This window comes from Rhodococcus sp. NPDC006774, assembly GCF_040636045.1.
In the GTDB taxonomy this organism is placed as follows: Bacteria; Actinomycetota; Actinomycetes; order Mycobacteriales; family Mycobacteriaceae; genus Rhodococcoides.
Genome location: NZ_JBEYIW010000021.1, coordinates 56,611 through 77,030 on the forward strand (window position 1 = coordinate 56,611; position 20,420 = coordinate 77,030).

The following is a 20,420-nucleotide window of genomic DNA, read 5'->3' on the forward strand; positions in this document are numbered from 1 at the left end:
TATGAACGCGGCGGGCACGCACCGAATCCGACTGTTCGACCGGCGAGGCGTCGACGACGGGGTGCAGCGCCGGGTTCTGTTGGGCGGCAGTGTCTGCGCGGTCCGGCGTTCACCAGCCGGAGATCACCCACAGCAGGTTCTGATACTGAGCGGGGTCGGTGAGGTAGAGGGCGACCTGACCGTTTCGGGCGGCGGCTTCGTCGAAGAGTTGATCTCCGGTGACCGGTGTCCATCCGCCGGTGTACCAGATCGAATCGTCGGGGAGGGTGACCGTCCAGGAATCGCCGAGCGCGAGGTTGATCAACACACCGGCATTGGTCTCGGCGGCGAGTCGGGTTTCGGCGCGGTCGAGCACGATTCCTGCAAAACCCGCGTCGGTGTCGACGATCGGTGTCGCCGCCCCGGCGGTGCCGGCCCCGAGCGCACCGACTCCTGCGATCGTGGCTGCTGCGATCACGGCACCGGCTGCAACCGGCCGGAAGCGGCGGAAGGCGACGGAGCTTGCGGTGACGCGGTGGGTATCGGTCATGGGATTCTCCTGACTGAGTACGTGAATGGGAGGTTGGAGGCCGGTGAGGTGAAACCGGGACATCGATAGCGCTGATGTCCCCTCCGGCTCCAAGTAGTTAGCTAAATAGTAACTGATGCTGGTGTGACCGGACGTTACATCACCATTCGCGCGTCCGCCTCGACGCCGTGGATGCCCGCCCGCATCGCGGCGTAGGACGGGAGGCTGTTCGACCGTCATCGACGCGGGCCGATCGGTCTGCTCACCTGCGCAAACGTCGTGGAACGCGGATGTGATGGAGGTCATGGTCACGGAATGGGCACGGGGCCGCTCTCCATGCCGGGACCGTCGTGCCGTCGGGTGTTCCGTGCTGGATTCAGGTACCGGGATCATGTCGAAGCTGTCGATAGCTCAGGCATAGCTGGTTTATGTCGTGGGTAGACGAGCGTGTCGCGATTTTGGTGGTCGACAATCATCCGTAGCAACGCGGACTGGATTCAGGGTGCCCGATCGTACGAGTCGAGAACCCGAAACAGTGCGTCACGCAACGCCGTTCGATTGCCACCCGGTGTCGGTCTGGCGATCTCGTGCAGGGTGTAGCCGTCGATCAGGGCCAGGAAATGCCGAGCCGGTAGATGTGGTTCCGCGATACCGAATGCCCCCAGAGCCGCCTCGGCTGCCTCCTCGATCATCCACATGATTCGGTGCACCGAATCCGCCAGCTCGGGTCGTCTACGCACGGCGAGGTATGCCTCGAACTGGACGAGGGAGTCGTCGTCCTCGGGAGAGGACAGCAGCGAGACGAGGTCCATGATCGCGTCGGCGAGATCGTCGCGAGTGAGCCCGCCGGTGTGCGCGACGTCGAGTAGAGCCGTCACTTTCGCTGTCACGTTCTCGGCGATTCGAGTGATCGCGGCATCGATGAGTTCGCCGACCGAGCCGAAGAAATAGCTGGTGGTCGACGGCGGAAAGCCGGCGGCGTCGGCCACGGACCGAAACGAGACACGTTCGAGTCCACGCGTTCCGATCACGCCGATGGCAGCGTCGACCAGCGCGTCGCGGCGCTCCTGGCCACGTGCGTATCGAGTCTTTCGGCGCTCTTCGGTCATCGATACAACGTAGCCGGGGCGCGGTCGTATACCCCCATCGCAGTGCTCTTCAGCAGGCGATTTCGGCCAATCCTGGCCTAGTGGCCAATATTGAGCTACTGTCGCCGCTACATCGAACAGCCCCGAAAAGGAGCACCCATGACCGACATTCCGGAAGCATCGCGTGTGGACGTAGTGGTCGTCGGCGCAGGACTCGCGGGTCTGACCGCCGCCAGGGAACTGGCGGCCGCAGGGTTGACCGTCCAGGTCCTCGAGGCCAGAGACCGGGTGGGCGGGCGGACGGTCAATCACGCACTCGGTGAGAACGCGGTGGTCGAGACCGGCGGACAGTTCGTCGGTCCGACGCAGGACCACATCCTCCGCTTGGCCGCGTCGGTGGGTGTCGGGACGTTCCCCGCGTACGACATCGGATCGAGCATCTATGTCAAGAACGGACGCGCCCGACGCTTCGACGGCGGTGTGCCGCCGGACCTGGCAGCACTTCCTGACGTCGGGATGCTGGTGGCGCGAATCGATCGGGCCGCCGGGCAGATCCCCGTGGGCAGACCGTGGTCGGCACCGCGTGCGACCGAATGGGACACCCAGACACTCGCCACCTGGGCTCGGAGGCACTCGGCCACCGACGGCGGCGTGGAACTGCTCGACATCCTGCTCGGTTCGGTGTTCGGTGGCACATCCGCCGACGTGTCGGCGCTCTTCGGCCTGGCGTACATCGCCGGGGCGGGCAACGAGTACACCCCCGGCACCGTCGACCGGTTGATGAGTGTCGCCGGTGGAGCGCAGCAGTGGCGATTCCTCGGTGGCTCACAGGCGATCTGCATCGAAATGGCCTCGCGACTCGGTGATTCGGTCCGCCTCGATACCCCCGTGCGCCGCGTGGAGCAGTATCCGGATCGCGTGGTGGTGCACAGCGATACCGAATCGTGGGTGGCCCGATCGGTGGTCGTGGCGATCCCGCCCGTCCTGGCCGCCCGAATCGACTGGAGCCCTGCGCTGCCCGCGCCTCAGGAAGCACTGTTCCAGCGGATGAACTTCGGCGGATTGGCCAAGTGTGAGGCCGTGTATCCCGAACCGTTCTGGCGTACGAGCGGGCTCTCCGGCCAGGCGCTCTTTCGCGACAGCGACGTACCGGTGTCCTCGATGTTCGACAACTCACCTCCTGACGGAAGCCACGGAGTGCTGATGGGATTCGTCGGCACCTGGGGCGCGCGCCATCGAGGTGGCCGAAACTGGTCCGAGGGCAACGAATCCGAGCGCCGCGGTGAGGTGCTGCGTGCTTTCGCCTCGGTGGTGGGTCCGCGCGCACTCGAACCGACGGAGTGGATCGAACTGGACTGGACCGACGAACAGTGGACGCGCGGCGGGCCGACCGCGGTGTTGACCCCCGGAGTGTTGACCGGGCTCGGACGGTGGCGCGACGTTCCGTTCGGACGAGTGCGATGGGCCGGTGCCGAGCACTCCGACTATTGGAACGGATACATGGACGGCGCCGTGCGATCGGGTGAAAAGGCAGCAGCAGAAATACTTTCGACCGAAGGAGAACTCTCGTGGAACAACGCTTCGTAGTCTCGGCTCATCGCACACTCTCGGTCAGTCCGGAAGAGGTCTGGGCACTGACCGGTGACACCGGCCGCTACGCGGAATGGGTGTCCGACGTCCGTGCCGTCACCGCTCATCACGGCACCGCACGATCAGGTGGTGTGTACACCGAGGAAGTGGCGGCGCTCGGACGCTTCACCACTCACGCCACGTGGACCGTGCGGCATCTGGAACCGAACCGCCTGCGAATCGATTCGGGCCAGGGATTTGCGCCACTCACCAACGTGGCGAACGTCTTTCGCTTCGCGCCGCTGAGCGGTGGGACCTCCACCGCGATGACCTTCGAGTTCTGGTTCGACGTCTCCCCGCGCTGGCTGGGACGTCTTGTACGGCCCATCGCGACCGCCGGGATGTCCGCACGATTCGACGTCTCGATGTGCAACCTGGAGGCGCTGATCCTCTCCGAGCGAACCGCGACGATCCGATGAGAGAACCGGCGGAAGTCCTCACCCTCGGGGTGCACATACTCGACACTCTGGTGCGGCCGGTGACCGAGATTCCCGACGGTCAGGCGGCGGTCCTGGCGGAGCAGATCGCGATGTCGGCCGCGGGCACAGCCGCGGGAACGGCGCTGGTGCTGTCCCGACTGGGGGCCGCGGTCCACACCGCGGGAGTCGTCGGCGGTGATTCGGCAGGTGCGTTTCTACTTCAGCTCCTCGCCGAAGACGGAGTGGACGTCTCCCTCGTTCATCGCCTGGACGGGGTGCAGACCTCGGCGTCGGTGTTGCCGATCAGGCCGGACGGATCTCGGCCTGCTCTGCACGTGATCGGAGCCAACGGTCATCTGGCTCAGCATGTTCCGTGGAACATGTTTCACAACGTCGACTTCCTGCATCTCGGCGGGCCCGAGTTCTTCGGACCGGACACCGCATGCGACATCGCACGCCGTGCGCACGAGGACGGCGTCGTCGTCACGGTGGACAGCCTGGCACCGTCCGTTCCGGAAGGACTCGGTGCGTTCGCCGCCGCGCTGCCCCACGTCGACTACCTGCTGCCCAACGACGAGCAGGTCCTCGGCTGGACCGGTTGCGGCACTGTCGAAGACGGGTGTCGTCGGCTGCTCGAGCTCGGAGCGTCCTGCGTGGTGGCCACCGCGGGGGCGTCGCCCACTCTCGTCGTCACGACCGACGGAGCCGTCGAGGTCCCCGCGTATTCCGTGGACGTGGTGGACACCAGCGGATGCGGAGATGCTTTCTCGGCCGGTTTCGTTCGTGGCCTGTCCCTGAGTATGAGCGTCGTCGAGTCGGCTGAACTGGGCAATGCGACCGCCGCGCAGGTGGCGCAGGGCCTCGGAACCGACTTCGGCACCTACGACCTCGATTTCGTTCGGAAGTTCGCGCGTACCTGCAGGACCATCTGATGCCGACCGACGTGGACGAGCTACGGGAGTCCGTCGCCCAGACCGCCCGGCACCTGGGCATACGGGGCCTGGTTCTCGGTACGGCAGGCAATGTCAGCGCACGCGCGGGTGATGTGGTGGCGGTGACGGCGACCGGGCTGGTGTTGGCGGACGCCACGATCGAGGATGTCACGGTCGTCGGTATGGACGGAGTCGTGCGCGCCGGTGCGTGCGAACCGACCTCGGAACTGGGCCTGCACCTCGGCATCTACGCGTCGTCCGAGGTTCGGGCGGTGGTGCATGCGCATTCTTCTGCGGCCGTTGCGCTTTCGCTCGTCGCGGACGAACTGCCGCCCGTGCACTACGCGCAGCTGGCCCTCGGCGGCAGGGTCCCGGTGGTGCCGTTCGCGCCGTTCGGTACGGCCGAGCTCGCCGATGCGGTGGTGTCGGCGATGCGCTCGAGGTCGGCGGTGATCATGGCCCATCACGGCTCGGTGGCCACCGGTCACGATCTCGGGGCCGCGCTGTCGAACATCGAGCTGCTCGAATGGCTCTGCGGGGTCTATCTTTCCGCTGCGTCGGTGGGGACCCCACGTACCCTCGACGACGCGCAGCTGGCGGCGACCCTCGACGAGGTGGTCCGCCGTGCATACGGAACAGCAGCACCCGTGCGAAGAGACTGACCGATGACCACCCGGGTGCGTCCGCTCTGGATTGCCGTGTTCTCCGTGGCGTGGCTGGGCTATTGGATGGCCGATCTGGTTCCACTGCAGCTGCTTCTACCCGAGCGATTGCAGGAGATCGATCCGCAATCGAAGGTGTTCGACTTCGCCGTGATCAATGCGGTCTCCGCCGTGGTGCTGCTGATCGGTCTGCCTGTGTGCGGATCGCTGTGCGATCGCACGCGCAGCAGGTTGGGGCGGCGGCGCGTGTGGTTCGGCGGCGGTGTCCTGTTCTTCGCCGGTGCGTTGGTGGTCACCGGGCTGCAGAACACCGTCCTCGGAATCGGGACGGCGTGGTCGGTGGCGATGCTCGGATTGAGTGCTGCAACAGCAGGGTTGACGGCCGTGGTGGCCGACCGCGTGCCGGACGAGCAGCGCGGAACGGTGTCGAGCGCGATCTATGCGCCGCAGGCACTGGGCGTGGTGGCGGGCCTGGCCCTGGTGTCCACGCTCGCTCTGTCGGTACTGGGCGGGTACCTCGCCGTGGCGATCGCCTTGGTGATCTGCGCGGTGCCATTTCTGCTGTCGTATCGCGAAACCGATTCATCGACAGCGCTGTTGAGCCTGCGCAGCATCGTGGCCTCGCTGCTCGATTCGTTGCGTCACCGCGACTTCGCGTGGGCCTTCGGCGGTCGATTTCTGGTCAACGTGGCCAACTCGCTCGGCACCTGCTACTTGCTGTTCTTCCTCACCGACGGCCTCCGAGTCGCCGATCCGACGGCATCGCTGCTCGAGGTCACCGTTGTCTATTTGATCGCCTGTGTGGTGTGCACGTTCACCTTCGGGCCGTTGTCGGACCGGATGCGTCGCCGAAAGATCTTCGTGGCGGTTGCGGCATCGATGCAGGCCGTCGCCGGCTTCGTCCTGGCGGTACATCCCACGATGGACGCGACGTTCGTCTCGGCTGCGTTGCTGGGCGGCGGATTCGGCGCATACATGGCCGTCGATCAGGCACTGGTGACGGGGGTTCTTCCGTCCGCCGACAGTCGGGCGACCGATCTCGGTGTGATGAACATCGGGGCGATCGTTCCACCTGCCATGGCGCCGCTGCTGGCGAGCGTGTTCCTCTCCACCGTCGGTGGGTACCCGGCGCTGTTCGCGGCAGTGGGGGTACTGGCCGCACTCGGGGCAGCGGTGACATGGCAGGTGAAATCGGTGCGCTGATCTCTCAGCGGCGGTGACGCAGCCCCAGCAGTCGGTCGATCAGCGGCATGACCCACCGTCGGCGTTGCAGCGTGACCAACTCGAATCCGGGGATGTCGAAGAGTTTCGTGACGCGGCTGTGCGTGCGGCAGAATTCTGCGAACCCCTCGTCTCCGTGTACCCGACCGAAGCCGCTGGCTCCGACGCCGCCCATCGGAACCGATCCCATTCCCGCGAACGCGATCACCGAGTTGACGGTGACCTGACCACACACCAGCTGCGCCGCAATCTTTTTGCCGTGCGAGCGGGAGAACACCGATGCGCCGAGAGCGTACCGATGATCGTTGCTCAGCTCGATCGCCTCGTCGATGCTGTCGACCTCACGGACGGTGACCGTGGGGCCGAACGTTTCCTCACGAACGGCCGAGCAGCTCTCGGGCGTGTCCACCAACACGGTGGGTCCGACGAATCGCTCGCCGATCGAGGACAGTCCGCCGATCAGTGCTCGACCACCGGCCGCCTCGGCGTCGGCGAGGTGGCGTCGGACGATGTCGATCTGGCTGGGCATCGTCATCGGTCCGTAGGTGGCCGACGCGTCGCTACCGGGCGCGATGGCACGTGCGTGCTGCACGAGCGCTCCGGTGAATTGTGCTGCGACACTGCGCTCGACGTACACCCGCTCGACTCCGACGCACGTCTGGCCGCTGTTGGTGAATGCACCCCAGGCCACTGCCTCGGCTGCTGCGGTGATGTCGGCGTCGGCCGCGATGATCACCGGATCCTTGCCGCCGCATTCCACGACCACCGGTGTGAGCGTCTCGGCGCACGTGGCCATGATCTTCGAGCCGGTTCCGGTCGAGCCCGTGAACGCGATCTTGTCCACACCCGAGCGGCACAGCGCGGCACCGGTCTCGCCGTACCCGGTCACCAGAGACAGAATGCCCAGTGGCAGAGACGGATTGGCCTCGTGGAAGGCGCGCACGTATCGGGCCGCCACCGCGGGGGTGTACTCGCTCGGCTTGAACACCACGCAGTTCCCTGCGGCCAGAGCCGAACCGATCGCACTGTTGGGTGCATAGAGCGGGTAGTTCCACGGACCGATGACGCCCACGACGCCGAGCGCCACCGTCTCCACGTGAGCGGAGTAGTTCGCGAGCAACAACCCGGGGTCGACTCGGCGTGACCGCATGAGCCGTGGTGCTTGCCTTTCCGCCCACGCGATGTGTTCGAGGGTCAGCACGATCTCGAGCAGTGCATCGTCGGCGGGCTTGCCGTTCTCGCGGTGAATCAGATCGATGAATTCGGCGCGGTGAGTCCAGATTTCGTGTCGCCATGCCCGCAGGTGCCGGGCGCGAGTACGCGGCGGCAGTGCCGCCCAGGTGCGCTGCGCCCTTCGCGCGAGGCCGACCGTTCGCGCGACGGACTCGGCCGAATCGACGGCGAACGAGGCGACCGGACCGTCGTCGATGGGGGAGATCGAATCGAAGGTGGCTCGTGCCTCGACCTGGCTGGTCACAGGGAAGCTCCGAGCGCATCCTTCGCAACGTGCGCGTCCCGCAGTTCGCGCTTGAGGATCTTGCCCGCACCGCTCATGGGCAGTGCGGTGACGAACTCGATGGTGCGCGGAGTCTTGTATCCGGCAACGTAGCTGCGGGTGTGATCACGAAGCTCTTCGACACTCGGCGAGGTGCCCTCGGCCAGTACGACACAGGCGTGGACGCGCTCGCCCCATTCGCCGTCGGGAACACCGATCACGGCGCAGGCCAGCACCGAGGGGTGCAGGCTCAGCGCGCTCTCGACCTCGGCGCTGTAGACGTTCTCGCCACCGGTGATGATCATGTCCTTGAGTCGATCGACCACGAACAGGAACCCGTCGGCGTCGAGGTAGCCCACATCGCCGGTGTGCATCCAACCGTCGCGAACGGCCGCGGCGGTCTCGTCCGGCTTGTTCCAGTAGCCCAGCATCACGTGTCCACCGCGAACACAGATCTCGCCGACGGATCCGGTGGCCAACTGCTCGTCGTCGGGGCCGAGAATCTGGATCTCCGAGTGCGGGGCCGCGCGACCGGCCGAGCCGATGCGTTCTCCCACATGGTGTTCCGGCCAGAGCAGCGACGCGACGGGTGCGAGCTCGGTCATGCCGTATGCCTGAGTGAGGCGGGCCTGCGGGAGCCGGGCGAGGGTGCGCTCGAGGACGCCCGCGGAGATCGGGGATCCTCCGTACAGCACGCGGCTCAGCGAGGAGGTGTCGAACTCGCTCAACGTGGGGTGGTCGACGAGAAGCTGAATCATCGTCGGTACCAGCAGCACATCGGTGATGGCGTGCTTCGCGATCGCGCCGAGGACGGCGGTCGGCTCGAAGAACGGAACCATGACGTGGGTGCCGCCGAGCATGACCTGACCCACCCATGCGGCCAGATCGGCGAGGTGGAACATCGGTGCGGCATGGAGCAGGATCGATGCGTCGTCGAGCAGCTGTCCGGTCGCCACCGTTCCCAGGCCCGAGGTGACGAGGTTCGCGTGCGAGAGCATGACACCCTTGGGGAAGCCGGTGGTGCCACCGGTGTAGAACAGGCCGGCAAGGGCGTCGCCACTGCGTCGCGCGTCGGGAATCGGATCGTGGGAAGAGATCAGGTCCTCGTACGAGACCATGCCCTCGGGGGTGGCCCCGTCCCCGCAGTAGACGATGGTCTGCAGGCCGGCGCATGCGGGGCGCAGTGCCGGGACCATGGCGCCGAAGGTGTCGTCGACCAGCAGGACCTTGGTGTCGGAGTCGTTGAGGGCGTACGCGACCTCCACGGGCGACCACCGGATGTTCACGGGGTTGAGCACGGCGTCGGCCCACGGCACCGCGAGCAGGTACTCCGAGTACCGGTCGCTGTTGAACGCCAGCATCGCAACTCGATCGCCGGACTCGACGCCGATGGAGTGCAGGCCTGCCGCCAGTCTTGCCACTCTGTCGATCTGTTCGGCGAAGGTACGAACGCGATCGCCGATCACCGTTGCTGCCCGGTTCGGAGTGGTTGCCGCGGAGCGGTGGAGGCCTTGAGTGAGATACATGGCGAGTCCCTTGTACGAGAGGGGGCGAGGGTGCCCGAGGTGAACACCGTCACAGTTCCACCTTATTGGCACTGTGTCAATAGGCGATATGTGCGGTTACCACTCGAATGGATCGGCGAAATGGATTGTCTGGCTAACGGTCTCGGGCGTCGTCCAGGGAGCGCACCGTACCGAGGACGGTGACGAGCACATCGGTCAACAGAATCTCGACCTGTTCGCGCGTCAGAGTGCCGCGCACCAACCATTCGCGGCCCGCCGCCTTGACCATGCCGCCGAACGCACGGACCGCAGAGGTCGCAACTCGCCGGTCACCGCCTCGGCCCTCGAATGCCGTTGCGTCGAGCACGCGTTCGGCAGCAAGATCGTCGGCCTCGTCGAGAATGCCCGCCACCTGCTCGTCGACGCCCGATCCGCTCGCCACCGACACCCACGCCGCGCCGTGTGTCTCGATCACCCCCACCAGCCAGTGCACACTGCCACGGGCCCGCTCCTCGAGCGAGCCCGTGGGCAGATGCACGTCTTCGATCGGCGGCACGGTGACCAGGAAGCGAACGCTCTCGAGGTACAGATCTCGTTTGCTGCCGATGTAGTGGTGAATGAGCCCGCGGGCGACGCCGGCCGAGGCAGCGACGTCCGACATCGACACCTCGGCGTAGGGCTTGTCACCGAACAAGCGAACAGCGCTCGCCAGAATCTGCGTTCGTCGCTCGTCCGGTTCCAGTCGATTCCACTTGGGTGTACTTGCAGCCGGCATGGTTGTCATGATTGCACCGAACCGACTCCGCCAGTCGTCAGAGGTACCGCTCGGTGCGTGAGCGCAGTGACCTCGGTACGACGAACCGATCGCCGTACCGTGCCCGCAGTCGGTCGGCCCGCTCGACGAATCCCTGGAGGCCGCCGTCGAACTGATTGACGAACTGCAGCACACCACCGGTCCACGCGGGGTAGCCGATGCCGAGGATGGAGCCGATGTTCGCGTCGGCGACGGTCCGCAGGACACCTTCGTCGAGGCACGCGATCGAGTCGAGCGACTGCGCGACCAGCATGCGATCCATCATGTCCTCGAACGGAATTCCGTGATCGGGGCGGTGATAGTGCTCCACCAGACCCGGCCACAATCCGGCCTTGGTGCCGTCCTCGGCGTACTCGTAGAAGCCACGCCCGGCCTTGCGGCCGGGGCGGTCGAACTCGTCGACCAGGCGATCGACCAGGGCGTACGAGTTCGAGACGATCCACGGTCGACCGTCGGCGCGCGCGGCCTCGGCCATGCCCTCGCGGATGTGCCGAGAGAGAGTCAACGAAATCTCGTCCATCAGGGCCAGCGCACCGGACGGGTAGCCCGCCTGGAGAGCCGCCTGTTCGACGGTGGCCGGATGCACGCCCTCGGCGACCAGCGATATCGCCTCGTCCATGAACCGGCCGATGACGCGGGTGGTGAAGAAACCGTGGCTGTCTCCGACGACGATCGGAGTCTTGCCGATCAAGCGAACGAAGTCGAACGCGCGGGCCAGCGCGGAGTCGCTGGTGTGTTCTCCCACAACGATTTCCACCAACGGCATCTTGTCCACCGGGGAGAAGAAGTGCGTGCCGATGAAGTCCGAGGTGCGCGAGACTCCCGCCGATAGTTCGGTGATGGGCAGGGTCGAGGTGTTCGAGCACAGCAGTGCGTCGGCGGTCAGATACTTGTCGACCGCCTCGAAAGCACTCTGCTTGACGGCGGGATCCTCGAACACGGCCTCGACGACCAGATCGCAACCCTCGGCATCGGCCGCGTCGGAACTGGGTGTGATGCGCGCGAGCACCGCATCGGCGTCGGCCTGGGTCTTGCGTCCCTTCGCGACAGCCTTGCCGAGAATCGAACGCGCGTAATCCTTACCGCGCTCGGCGGATTCGATCGAGACATCGCGCAGCACAACGGGAACTCCGGACGAGGCGACGACGTAGGCGATGGCTGCACCCATCATTCCGGCACCGATCACCAGCACCTTCTCGGGTACCCGGTGCGGTTCGGCGCTCGGACGAGAGCCACCCTTGTTGATCGATCCGAGATCGAAGAACATCGATTGGATCAGATTGCCCGAGACCGCTCCGCAGGCGAGCGAGGTGCAATGCCGGGTTTCCACCAGCGATGCCGACTCGAAGTCGAGCACCGACCCTTCCACGGCCGCAGCAACCACCGCGATCGGAGCGGGCATCGGTGCACCCTTGACCTGCTTGCGTACCGTTGCCGCGAAGGCAGGCAGCTGGGCAGCCAATGCGGGTGACGCTGCGGTGCCGCCGGGAATCTTGAATCCTTTTCTGTCCCAGGGCTGTAGCGTGTCGGGATTGGCGACTATCCAGGCACGTGCGTTCGCCATCATCTGCTCGTGGGTGTCGACGACCTCGTCGACGAGGCCGAGTTCGAGGGCCTGCGCCGGCCGATACCGCTGGCCCTGGCCCACCACCTGCGTCAGAGACTCGACGATGCCGAACATTCGAACCGTTCGGGTGACGCCGCCGGTGCCGGGTAGTAGACCGAGCGTCACCTCGGGTAGTCCGAATCGAGAGTTGTTTCTGCTCAGCGCGATTCGATGATGGCACGCCAGCGCGATCTCGAAGCCGCCGCCGAGTGCGGTGCCGCCGAGCGCAGCCACCACGGGCTTGCCCAGCGTCTCGAGCCGGCGAAACTTGTCCTTGGTGAAGTCGAGGGCGTCGGCGATGGCCTTGTGGTCGTTGGGTCCTGCGTCGCGCAGCAGTTCGAGGTCGCCACCGGAGAAGAACGAATCCTTCCCCGAGGTGACGATGATGCCGTCGTAGTCATCGACGTTGGCTTCGAGCCAGTCGACGGTCTGTCCGAGCGATTCGCCGAACGCGGTGTTCATCGTGTTGGTGGACTGCGTCGGGTCGTCGATCGTCAGCACGAGTACGCGGTCGGTGCCGATCTCGCCGGTGATCGTGGAAGTCTGCAGAGCAGTTGCAGTGGTCATCGAGGTCCTCGGGTCGTTGTTCTCTCTCGTGATGGTCACAGGCGCTCGATGATGGTGGCGACGCCCATTCCGGCACCGATGCAGAGCGTGATCAGTGCGTAGCGCTCACCCCGGCGCTCGAGTTCGTCGAGGGCCATTCCGGTGAGCATCGCGCCCGTTGCGCCCAGTGGGTGGCCCATGGCGATCGCGCCACCGTTGACGTTGATGCGCTCGTGGTCGATGTCCAGCTTCTTCGCGTAATTGAGCACTACCGAAGCGAATGCCTCGTTGACCTCGAACACCGCGATGTCGTCGAGAGTGAGCCCCGCCGCGGCCAGCACCTTGTGCGTGGCCGGAACCGGACCGGTGAGCATCAGCGTTGGATCCGATCCGGCGACGACACCGGCCACCACGCGTCCGCGTGGAGTCAATCCGCCTGCGCGACCGGCCTCTTCGGAGCCGATCAGAACCATCGCGGTGCCGTCGACGATGCCGGACGAGTTGCCTGCGTGGTGGACGTGATCGATGCGCTCGACCTCGGTGTACTTCTGCATCGCGACGGCGTCGAACCCGGCGAGCGTGCCCATCCGGGCGAACGACGGCTTCAGTGCAGCGAGATCGGCCGTGGTCGTCTCGGGTCGCATGATCTCGTCGTGATCGAGCATCAGCCGGCCGTTCGCGTCGAAGACCGGGATGACCGACTTCTCGAAGTGGCCCATCGACCAGGCGTGCGCCGCGCGCTGCTGACTGCGCACTGCGAAGGCGTCGACCTCGTCGCGGTCGAACCCTTCGATCGTTGCGATGAGGTCCGCACTGACTCCCTGCGGAACGAAGTAGCTGCTGTAGTTGGTCAGCGGGTCGCACGGCCATGCGCCGCCGTCCGCCCCGAGTGGGACACGAGACATCGATTCGACGCCACCGGCGACGATGAGCTGATCCCATCCGGACCGAACACGTTGCGCCGCAGTGTTGACGGCCTCCAATCCCGATCCGCAGAAGCGGTTGAGCTGAACGCCGGCGACACTGTCCGGCAGGCCGGCAACCATCGCAACGGTTCGGGCGATGTCGCAGCCTTGATCACCGACGGGGGTGACGACTCCGAGCACGACGTCGTCGATCAGGGCCGGATCGAGCTGCGAGTGTCGAGAGAGCAACGTGGACAACGTGTTCGCAGCCAGATCGACCGGTTTGATGGTGTGCAGTGAGCCGGAGCTCTTACCGCGGCCACGTGGGCTGCGCACTGCGTCGTAGAGGAACGCCTCCATGGTGGTGCCTTTCTGGGGCAACAAGATTGCCGAGTTCTACAGGGAGCGGGAGATGAGGTCTTTCATGACTTCGTTGGCACCGGCGTAGATGCGCGCGATGCGGCCGTCGACGAACATGCGGGCGATGGGGTATTCCTCCATGTAGCCGTAGCCACCGAAGAGCTGCAGGCAACGGTCGACCACCTCGAACTGTCGGTCGGTGGTCCAGTACTTGACCATTGCTGCCGTGGTGACGTCGAGGCTGCCCGAGATGTGCTGCGCCATTGCGTCGTCGACGAAGGTGCGCACGACGCGGCCGATGGTTGCACATTCGGCGAGCTCGAACTTGGTGTTCTGCAGATCGAACAGTGTCTTGCCGAAAGCGTTGCGCGACTTCGTGTATTCGACGGTCTGCGCGACGGCGGCATCGATCATCGCGGCGGCGGCGATGCCGCAGATCAGGCGTTCCTGGGGGAGTTGCTGCATCAACTGTGCGAAGCCGCGACCCTCTGCTTCGCCGAGAAGATTCGCTGCGGGGATGCGGAGCCCGTCGAAGGTGAGTTCGGCTGTGTCCTGGCCCTTCTGGCCGATCTTGTGCAGCACGCGTCCGCGGTGGAAACCTGCGGTGTCGTCGGAGACCTCGGCGACGAGCAGTGACAGTCCCCGGGCTCCCGCGGACGGATCGGTCTTGGCGGCGATGATGATCAGATCGCAGTGAGCTCCGTTGGAGATGAACGTCTTTCCGCCGGTCACGACGTAGTCGTCGCCGTCACGCACCGCGCGGGTGGTGATGCCCTGCAGATCCGAGCCGGTGCCCGGTTCGGTCATGGCGATGGCACCGATCCACTCTCCCGAGCACAGCTTCGGCAGCCACTGCTGCTTCTTCTCCTCGGAGGCGTAGGCCAGGAGGTAGTGCGGAACGATGCCGCTGTGCACGCCGAGCTGCATGGCCGTGTCGCCGGAGCGCACCTGCTCCTCGAACAGCACCGCCTCGTGGCGGAAGTCGCCGCCGCCTCCGCCGTATTGCTCGGGTACCGACATGCCGAGCAGTCCGAGGCTGCCTGCGGTTCGGTAGACCTCGCGGCTGGGGCGCCCGGCTGCCGCGAATTCCTCGCGGTGCGGCGCGACCTCTTTCTCGAAGAATCCTCGGGCGAGCTGTCGCACGTCGGCGAGCTCGGTGGCGAGGTCGTCACTGGTGCGGTCTGCGAGTGCAGTCATGGGGGGTCCTTGGCTCGAAGCGCAACTGTGGTTTATTGGCGCTGTGCCAATAATGATGGCGCGACGGTGCCGTGGATGTCAACCAACGGTGCTCTCCACCCCTGCCCAACTCGAAGTTGTGGACGGATTCGGGCCCGAATCCGTCCCTGCCTTCGAGCTCGGCGGGCGGTCGCTTCTCGAGTCCTCTAGCTGTCGACCGAGCGCAGTAGCGCGACGTCCGAGACGAGTCGGATGTGGTCGGCCATCGCCCGTCCGGCCTCGGCCGGATCCTGCCTGCGCACGGCCTCGGCGATGCGTCGATGATGTTCGAGCGAGGCCTGAGGGCGGTTGGACTGCGACAGTGACTCGATGCGCGTCTCGCGAATGAGGCCGGCGATTTCCCCCATGAGCCTGGCGAGCAACGGTGAGTGCGCCGCCTCGGTGATCGCGTGATGGAACAACTCGTCGCCCGAGTCGCCTCGATTGCCGTCGGTGATCTCGGTGGCCATCACGGATACGGCGTGGTCGATCGCCGCCATTTCGTCGTCGCTGCGACGCGTCGCGGCCAGTTCGGCGAGTTTCACCTCGAGTGCCTCGCGGGCCTCGATCACCTCGGGTAGCCGGTCTGCGTGCTCGCGCAGAGCGCGAATCGCCATGTCTCCTACGGGTCGTCGCACGAGCACTGCGCCGTCGCCGTGCCGGACCGACAGGATGCCCTGCACTTCGAGGGCGACGAGGGCCTGGCTCAGGGATGCTCGGCTGACCCCGAGGTGGCCGGCCAGCTCACGCTCCGGCGGGAGTCGATCGCCAGGGTTCATCTCGCGGTCGGCGATGTGCTTGCACAGCTGTTCGACGATGACCTCGTACAGCCGCGGTCGGGTCACGGGGCGAATTTGCTCAGCCACTGTGTCACTCGCTCTCTGTTCCTCTGGGCCTTCACCCTAGCCGTCCAGGTCAAGGTAACGGCGGACACATTGGGTCTTGACAAGTGATCCACTTCACTGGTTGAGTCCCTATTGACTCAGTGGCCAGTCCAATTAGCCACTGAAGATCTCGGGCAACCGCTCGAGTGATTATTCGAGACGGACCGGAGACCTTCGATGTCGACCGAGTTGATCCCCATCCTTGCGCTCGTCGTCATGTTCCTTGCCGCAACCGTGTTCCCCGTGAACATGGGCGCGTTGGGGTTCGTGGCGGCGTTCTTCGTCGGAACACTTGCCGTGGGCATGGGTGCCGACGACATCATTGCCGGCTTCCCGAGCAGTCTCTTCCTCACGCTCGTCGGCATCACCTACCTGTTCGCCATCGCGCAGAACAACGGCACGGTCGACCTCCTGGTCCGCGGAGCCGTTCGACTCGTCGGAGGCCGGGTGGCACTCATCCCCTGGGTGATGTTCGGTATCACCGGTGTCCTGACCTCGATCGGTGCGCTCGGGCCTGCCGCGGTGGCCATCGTCGCCCCGATCGCCCTCGGTTTCGCCGCGCGCTACAAGATCAACGCCCTGCTCATGGGCATGATGGTCATCCACGGCGCGCAGGCGGGTGGATTCTCGCCCATCAGCATCTACGGCGTCACGGTCAACAACATCGCCGCCGACGCAGGGTTGGTCAACAGCCCGCTCACGCTCTTCCTCGGCAGCATGCTCTTCAATGCCGCGATCGGTGCAGCGCTCTTCATGTTCCTCGGTGGCCGCTCCCTCATCGGACGCAGTGTGCACGACGAGGACGGCACGCGTCCCGACGGTGACACCGGCGGAGTCGGTGGTTCGGGTTCGCGAACGGTCATGCGCGGTTTCGGGTCGTCGACGCCTCGTCCGTCCGGTCAGACGGTCACCGTCGAGAACGCACCGCCTCTTGCCACAGCGGTCAAGGCCATCACCTTCGATCAGATTCTCACGCTCGTCGGCCTGGCTTCGCTTGCGCTGTTCGCCCTCGTGCTCGATCTCGACGTCGGATTCATCGCGATGACGGTGGCCGTGGTCCTCGCTCTCGCATCGCCCAAGGCGCAGAAGGGCGCGATCAACCAGATCAGCTGGTCGACGGTGCTGCTCATCGGTGGCGTGCTCACGTTCGTCGGGGTGCTGCAGGAAGCAGGAACCGTCGAATACGTCGGCGACGCGGTTGCCGGAATCGGAATCCCACTGCTCGTGGCATTGCTGCTCTGCTACATCGGAGCCATCGTCTCGGCGTTCGCCTCCTCCACTGCGATCCTCGGCGTCACCATCCCGCTGGCCGTTCCGTTCCTGCTCGCCGGTGAAGTAGGAGCCATCGGAGTCATCGTGGCTCTGTCCATCGCATCGACCATCGTCGACGTCAGCCCGTTCTCCACCAACGGAGCCCTGGTGCTCGCCAATGCTCAGGACATCGACCGTGATGTCTTCTACAAGCAGATCCTCAAATACAGCGCCCTGGTCGTGATCATCGGCCCGCTGATTGCCTGGGGATTGCTGGTCGTACCCGGCTGGCTGTAGCGGTACCGCAGCCCGAAGCAAGCGCTCGATGATGGCGGCACGTGTGTTCGACGTGCCGCCATCACGCGTCTGAGCTGGGTAAAGGCACTCAAATCGGTACTTGACTTCTCTTCGGATCGCTGGTCCAATTGAATTGGATAGGCCACTGGCCCAATAATCCAATCCTCCAGGGTTCAGCTCCCACCCCGCTCCGACGCAAAGGATCACTTCGATGCCCCTCAACACGACAGGCAGAACCGGACCGCTCGAAGGCACCGTGGTGGTCGATCTGACCCGCGCCCTGGCCGGCCCGCACGCGGCGATGATGCTCGGCGACCTCGGCGCAGACATCATCAAGGTCGAGACCCCCAAGGGCGGCGACGACACCCGAGTCTGGGGTCCTCCCTTCGTCACTCCGCGTGACGCCGAGCGCGAGTCGACGTATTTCCTCTCGGCCAACCGCAACAAGCGGTCCATCGCACTCGACCTGAAGACCGACGACGGCCGAGAAGCGTTGGAGCACATGATCGAACGAGCGGACGTCCTGCTCGAGAACTTCCGCACCGGTGTTCTCGACCGACTCGGCTTCTCGCCCGAGCGGATCGCCGAGATCAACCCACGCACAGTGGTGCTGTCGATCAGTGGGTTCGGCCACGACGGCCCCGAGGGCGGCCGCTCCGGATACGACCAGATCGCCCAGGGTGAGGCCGGGCTGATGTCGTTCACCGGCTCGAGCCCCGACGACGTCCAGCGTGTCGGCGTTCCCATCGCAGACCTGCTCGCCGGAATGTACGGAGCCTTCGGGGTTCTCGCCGCTCTGCGCGAGCGGGACCGCACCGGCCGCGGCAAGGTGGTGCGCACGTCGCTGCTCGCCAGCGTCGTCGGAGTACATGCATTCCAGGGCACCAAATGGACGGTCGCCGGCGAGATCGGTAAGGCTCAGGGCAACCACCATCCGTCGATCTGCCCGTACGGCCTGTTCCCGACCTCGGATGGTGCCGTGCAGATCTCGGTCGGTAGCGAGGGGCTGTGGCACCGGTTCTGTGAGGGCTTCGGTATCGACCCCGACCTCGAGGGCATGGCCACCAACCCCCAGCGTGTGGACAGTCGCGACGACGTCATCGAACTCGTCTCGAAGATCTTCCGCACCTACGAGACCGAGCCGCTACTGACTCTCCTCTACAAAATCGGTGTTCCCGCAGGAAAAGTGCGCAATATCCAAGAGGTCTACGAGTGGGAGCAGACCAAGTCCCAGGGCCTTCTCGTCGACGTCGAGCATGCGACGCTCGGCAAGGTCACTCTTCCCGGGCCGCCCCTGCGATTCTTCGAATCCGACGGCACCGAGGTCACCGAAACCAATCACCTGGCACCGCCGGTACTGGGTGCCGACGACGAACTCGTCCGCGACTGGCTGAAAGAAGCGATCCGATGACCAGAATGACCGCCCTCGAACTTCTCGATCTCGTCATCGATGCCGACAGTTTCGATTCCTGGGATACCCCGACCGCGGACTACGTCGTCGACGACGAGTACGCGAGCGAACTCGCCGCGGCCCGCGAGAAGACCGGATTGGACGAGTCCGTACTCACCGGCTCCGCCACCATCCGCGGCCGCAAGGTGGCCATTCTGCTCGGGGAGTTCGCCTTCCTGGCCGGCTCGATCGGTGTTGCGGCGGGCGAGCGGCTGGTCAACGCGGTGCACCGGTCGACCGACGAGCGGCTACCGCTGCTGGCGCTGCCGACCTCCGGCGGAACCCGCATGCAGGAGGGCACCGTCGCGTTCCTGCAGATGGTCAAGATCACCGCGGCGATCACCGCACACAAGGCGGCGAACCTGCCGTACATCGTCTACCTGCGCCACCCCACCACCGGCGGAGTCTTCGCGTCCTGGGGATCGCTCGGCCACGTCACCGTCGCCGAGCCAGGTGCCCTCGTCGGGTTCCTCGGCCCCCGCGTCTACGAGGCGCTGTACGACGCGAAGTTCCCCACGGGCGTACAGACGTCGGAGAACCTCCAGGCACACGGGCTCATCGACGCCATCCGCCCGCCCGAGCAGCTCGGCGAAATCGTCGATCGGGCGCTGCGCATCATGACCGACATCCCGTCGTGCCGGCCACGCACCGTCGAAGCGCTGGAGTGGAAGATCGAAGACGTGCCCGCGTGGACGTCGATTCTGGCCTCACGTAGGAGCGACCGTCCCGGCGTCCGCGAGTTGCTGTTCAGTACCGCAGCAGACGTGTTGCCGCTCAACGGAACCGGTCAGGGCGAGTCCGATCCGGGACTGATTCTTGCGCTCGTTCGATTCGGCGCCATGCCCTGTGTTCTGCTCGGTCAGGACCGACGCGGTCAGACGACCAAGACCCCGCTCGGCCCCGCAGCGCTACGCGAGGCCCGACGCGGAATGCGTTTGGCACAAGATCTGAAGCTGCCACTCGTCACCGTCATCGATACCGCTGGTGCCGCGCTGTCGAAGGAGGCCGAGGAGGGTGGCCTGGCGGGCGAGATCGCGCGGTGCATCGCAGACATGGTCGATCTCGAAACCCCGACGCTGTCACTGTTGTTGGGGCAGGGGACCGGCGGCGGCGCGCTCGCTCTGGTGCCCGCGGACCGCGTTCTCGCGGCTCAGCATGCGTGGTTGTCTCCGTTACCGCCCGAGGGTGCGTCGGCCATCGTGCATCGCGATACGACTCACGCCGCCGAGATGGCCACCAAGCAGGGAGTTCGCTCCCTCGATCTCTACCGCGCCGGCGTTGTCGACATCATCATTCCCGAATTGCCCGACGCAGCAGACGAATCGCAGCAGTTCTGCGACCGAGTGGGTGCGGTGCTGCACCGTGAGCTCGCCGACCTGATTGCCCAGGATCCATCGATGCGGATGATCGCCCGGGAAAAGCGTTTCAACCGAATCGGTTTCGCGGCTACTGCCTCAGCCTGAAAACCCGCCAGGAACGATCACCCTCCACGAAACGAGACAACCATGACTGCCACGATCGCCGAGTCGAACTCGAAGGTTCCCGAGGATTTCGTCTCCGGTCTCGAAGGTGTCGTCGCGTTCACCTCCGACATCGCCGAACCCGACAAGGACGGTGGCGCACTGCGCTACCG

At 65.5% G+C, this 20,420-nt stretch carries 17 protein-coding genes and 1 pseudogene; 9 read left to right on the forward strand and 9 right to left on the reverse strand.

Annotated features, from left to right (window positions below; all coding sequences use genetic code 11):
- Positions 1–109: 109 nt before the first annotated feature.
- On the reverse strand, positions 110–529 hold the full coding sequence (locus ABZ677_RS23275; RefSeq protein WP_141216999.1) for a hypothetical protein: 420 nt from the start codon (positions 527–529) through the stop codon (positions 110–112).
- 476 nt (positions 530–1,005) lie between these two features.
- Positions 1,006–1,617 (reverse strand): TetR family transcriptional regulator, encoded by a 612-nt coding sequence (locus tag ABZ677_RS23280; protein WP_358373707.1) that lies wholly within the window; start codon positions 1,615–1,617, stop codon positions 1,006–1,008.
- A 138-nt stretch (positions 1,618–1,755) separates the two neighbouring features.
- On the opposite strand from ABZ677_RS23280, the gene ABZ677_RS23285 reads away from it, so the two are divergent.
- Genes ABZ677_RS23285 through ABZ677_RS23305 form a run of 5 tightly spaced genes read left to right on the forward strand, consistent with a single transcriptional unit; the run spans position 1,756 to position 6,441 of the window.
- Entirely contained in the window at positions 1,756–3,183 is a 1,428-nt protein-coding gene (locus ABZ677_RS23285; RefSeq protein WP_358373710.1) for an FAD-dependent oxidoreductase, read from the forward strand.
- Positions 3,165–3,644 (forward strand): SRPBCC family protein, encoded by a 480-nt coding sequence (locus ABZ677_RS23290; RefSeq protein WP_037187354.1) that lies wholly within the window; start codon positions 3,165–3,167, stop codon positions 3,642–3,644. Before ABZ677_RS23285 ends, ABZ677_RS23290 begins: the two co-directional genes overlap by 19 nt.
- Complete coding sequence (locus tag ABZ677_RS23295; RefSeq protein ID WP_358373713.1) at positions 3,641–4,576, forward strand: PfkB family carbohydrate kinase; 936 nt, start codon at positions 3,641–3,643, stop codon at positions 4,574–4,576. The genes ABZ677_RS23290 and ABZ677_RS23295 overlap by 4 nt, the downstream gene beginning before the upstream one ends.
- Positions 4,576–5,238: a class II aldolase/adducin family protein gene (locus ABZ677_RS23300; RefSeq protein WP_358373716.1), complete on the forward strand. Its 663-nt coding sequence runs from the start codon at positions 4,576–4,578 to the stop codon at positions 5,236–5,238. Before ABZ677_RS23295 ends, ABZ677_RS23300 begins: the two co-directional genes overlap by 1 nt.
- Before the next feature lie 3 nt (positions 5,239–5,241).
- Positions 5,242–6,441 (forward strand): MFS transporter, encoded by a 1,200-nt coding sequence (locus ABZ677_RS23305; RefSeq protein WP_358373719.1) that lies wholly within the window; start codon positions 5,242–5,244, stop codon positions 6,439–6,441.
- 4 nt (positions 6,442–6,445) lie between these two features.
- On the opposite strand, the gene ABZ677_RS23310 is transcribed toward ABZ677_RS23305, so the two are convergent.
- From ABZ677_RS23310 to ABZ677_RS23340, 7 genes are all read right to left on the reverse strand, one after another.
- A complete protein-coding gene (locus ABZ677_RS23310) occupies positions 6,446–7,936 on the reverse strand; it encodes an aldehyde dehydrogenase family protein (RefSeq protein ID WP_358373722.1) in 1,491 nt (496 codons plus the stop codon).
- Positions 7,933–9,480 (reverse strand): long-chain fatty acid--CoA ligase, encoded by a 1,548-nt coding sequence (locus tag ABZ677_RS23315; protein WP_358373724.1) that lies wholly within the window; start codon positions 9,478–9,480, stop codon positions 7,933–7,935. The genes ABZ677_RS23310 and ABZ677_RS23315 overlap by 4 nt, the downstream gene beginning before the upstream one ends.
- Before the next feature lie 133 nt (positions 9,481–9,613).
- Positions 9,614–10,243, reverse strand: coding sequence for a TetR/AcrR family transcriptional regulator (locus ABZ677_RS23320; RefSeq protein WP_037187367.1), 630 nt, complete (start codon positions 10,241–10,243; stop codon positions 9,614–9,616).
- Between the two features lie 28 nt (positions 10,244–10,271).
- Positions 10,272–12,446 carry a 3-hydroxyacyl-CoA dehydrogenase NAD-binding domain-containing protein gene (locus ABZ677_RS23325; protein WP_358373727.1) on the reverse strand — a complete coding sequence of 725 codons (2,175 nt, stop codon included), beginning with the start codon at positions 12,444–12,446 and terminating at the stop codon, positions 10,272–10,274.
- Between the two features lie 35 nt (positions 12,447–12,481).
- Positions 12,482–13,690: an acetyl-CoA C-acetyltransferase gene (locus ABZ677_RS23330; RefSeq protein ID WP_358373730.1), complete on the reverse strand. Its 1,209-nt coding sequence runs from the start codon at positions 13,688–13,690 to the stop codon at positions 12,482–12,484.
- Positions 13,691–13,726: 36 nt separating this feature from the next.
- On the reverse strand, positions 13,727–14,887 hold the full coding sequence (locus tag ABZ677_RS23335) for an acyl-CoA dehydrogenase family protein (RefSeq protein ID WP_358373733.1): 1,161 nt from the start codon (positions 14,885–14,887) through the stop codon (positions 13,727–13,729).
- Between the two features lie 185 nt (positions 14,888–15,072).
- Entirely contained in the window at positions 15,073–15,771 is a 699-nt protein-coding gene (locus ABZ677_RS23340; RefSeq protein WP_094634050.1) for a FadR/GntR family transcriptional regulator, read from the reverse strand.
- A gap of 195 nt (positions 15,772–15,966) precedes the next feature.
- Between ABZ677_RS23340 and ABZ677_RS23345 the strand changes: the two genes are divergently transcribed.
- The 4 genes and pseudogenes from ABZ677_RS23345 to ABZ677_RS23360 form a co-directional block, all read left to right on the forward strand.
- Positions 15,967–17,337: an SLC13 family permease gene (locus tag ABZ677_RS23345; RefSeq protein ID WP_037187379.1), complete on the forward strand. Its 1,371-nt coding sequence runs from the start codon at positions 15,967–15,969 to the stop codon at positions 17,335–17,337.
- A gap of 211 nt (positions 17,338–17,548) precedes the next feature.
- The gene (locus tag ABZ677_RS23350) at positions 17,549–18,748 is read left to right on the forward strand and encodes a CoA transferase (protein WP_358373737.1); all 1,200 of its coding nucleotides are present in this window, start codon (positions 17,549–17,551) and stop codon (positions 18,746–18,748) included.
- Positions 18,745–20,250 carry a carboxyl transferase domain-containing protein gene (locus ABZ677_RS23355; protein WP_037187384.1) on the forward strand — a complete coding sequence of 502 codons (1,506 nt, stop codon included), beginning with the start codon at positions 18,745–18,747 and terminating at the stop codon, positions 20,248–20,250. Before ABZ677_RS23350 ends, ABZ677_RS23355 begins: the two co-directional genes overlap by 4 nt.
- A 42-nt stretch (positions 20,251–20,292) precedes the next feature.
- Positions 20,293–20,420: pseudogene (locus ABZ677_RS23360) on the forward strand (citrate synthase); the annotation flags it as partial.

What these genes read in the sequence shown, in the direction of transcription:
- ABZ677_RS23300 (WP_358373716.1), top strand. Translation starts at nt 4,576, where the DNA reads ATGCCGACCGACGTGGACGAGCTACGGGAGTCCGTCGCCCAGACCGCC.
- ABZ677_RS23315 (WP_358373724.1), bottom strand. Translation starts at nt 9,480, where the DNA reads ATGTATCTCACTCAAGGCCTCCACCGCTCCGCGGCAACCACTCCGAAC.
- ABZ677_RS23325 (WP_358373727.1), bottom strand. Translation starts at nt 12,446, where the DNA reads ATGACCACTGCAACTGCTCTGCAGACTTCCACGATCACCGGCGAGATC.
- ABZ677_RS23355 (WP_037187384.1), top strand. Translation starts at nt 18,745, where the DNA reads ATGACCAGAATGACCGCCCTCGAACTTCTCGATCTCGTCATCGATGCC.
- ABZ677_RS23320 (WP_037187367.1), bottom strand. Translation starts at nt 10,243, where the DNA reads ATGACAACCATGCCGGCTGCAAGTACACCCAAGTGGAATCGACTGGAA.
- ABZ677_RS23295 (WP_358373713.1), top strand. Translation starts at nt 3,641, where the DNA reads ATGAGAGAACCGGCGGAAGTCCTCACCCTCGGGGTGCACATACTCGAC.
- ABZ677_RS23330 (WP_358373730.1), bottom strand. Translation starts at nt 13,690, where the DNA reads ATGGAGGCGTTCCTCTACGACGCAGTGCGCAGCCCACGTGGCCGCGGT.
- ABZ677_RS23285 (WP_358373710.1), top strand. Translation starts at nt 1,756, where the DNA reads ATGACCGACATTCCGGAAGCATCGCGTGTGGACGTAGTGGTCGTCGGC.
- ABZ677_RS23275 (WP_141216999.1), bottom strand. Translation starts at nt 529, where the DNA reads ATGACCGATACCCACCGCGTCACCGCAAGCTCCGTCGCCTTCCGCCGC.
- ABZ677_RS23280 (WP_358373707.1), bottom strand. Translation starts at nt 1,617, where the DNA reads ATGACCGAAGAGCGCCGAAAGACTCGATACGCACGTGGCCAGGAGCGC.
- ABZ677_RS23305 (WP_358373719.1), top strand. Translation starts at nt 5,242, where the DNA reads ATGACCACCCGGGTGCGTCCGCTCTGGATTGCCGTGTTCTCCGTGGCG.
- ABZ677_RS23335 (WP_358373733.1), bottom strand. Translation starts at nt 14,887, where the DNA reads ATGACTGCACTCGCAGACCGCACCAGTGACGACCTCGCCACCGAGCTC.
- ABZ677_RS23350 (WP_358373737.1), top strand. Translation starts at nt 17,549, where the DNA reads ATGCCCCTCAACACGACAGGCAGAACCGGACCGCTCGAAGGCACCGTG.
- ABZ677_RS23345 (WP_037187379.1), top strand. Translation starts at nt 15,967, where the DNA reads ATGTCGACCGAGTTGATCCCCATCCTTGCGCTCGTCGTCATGTTCCTT.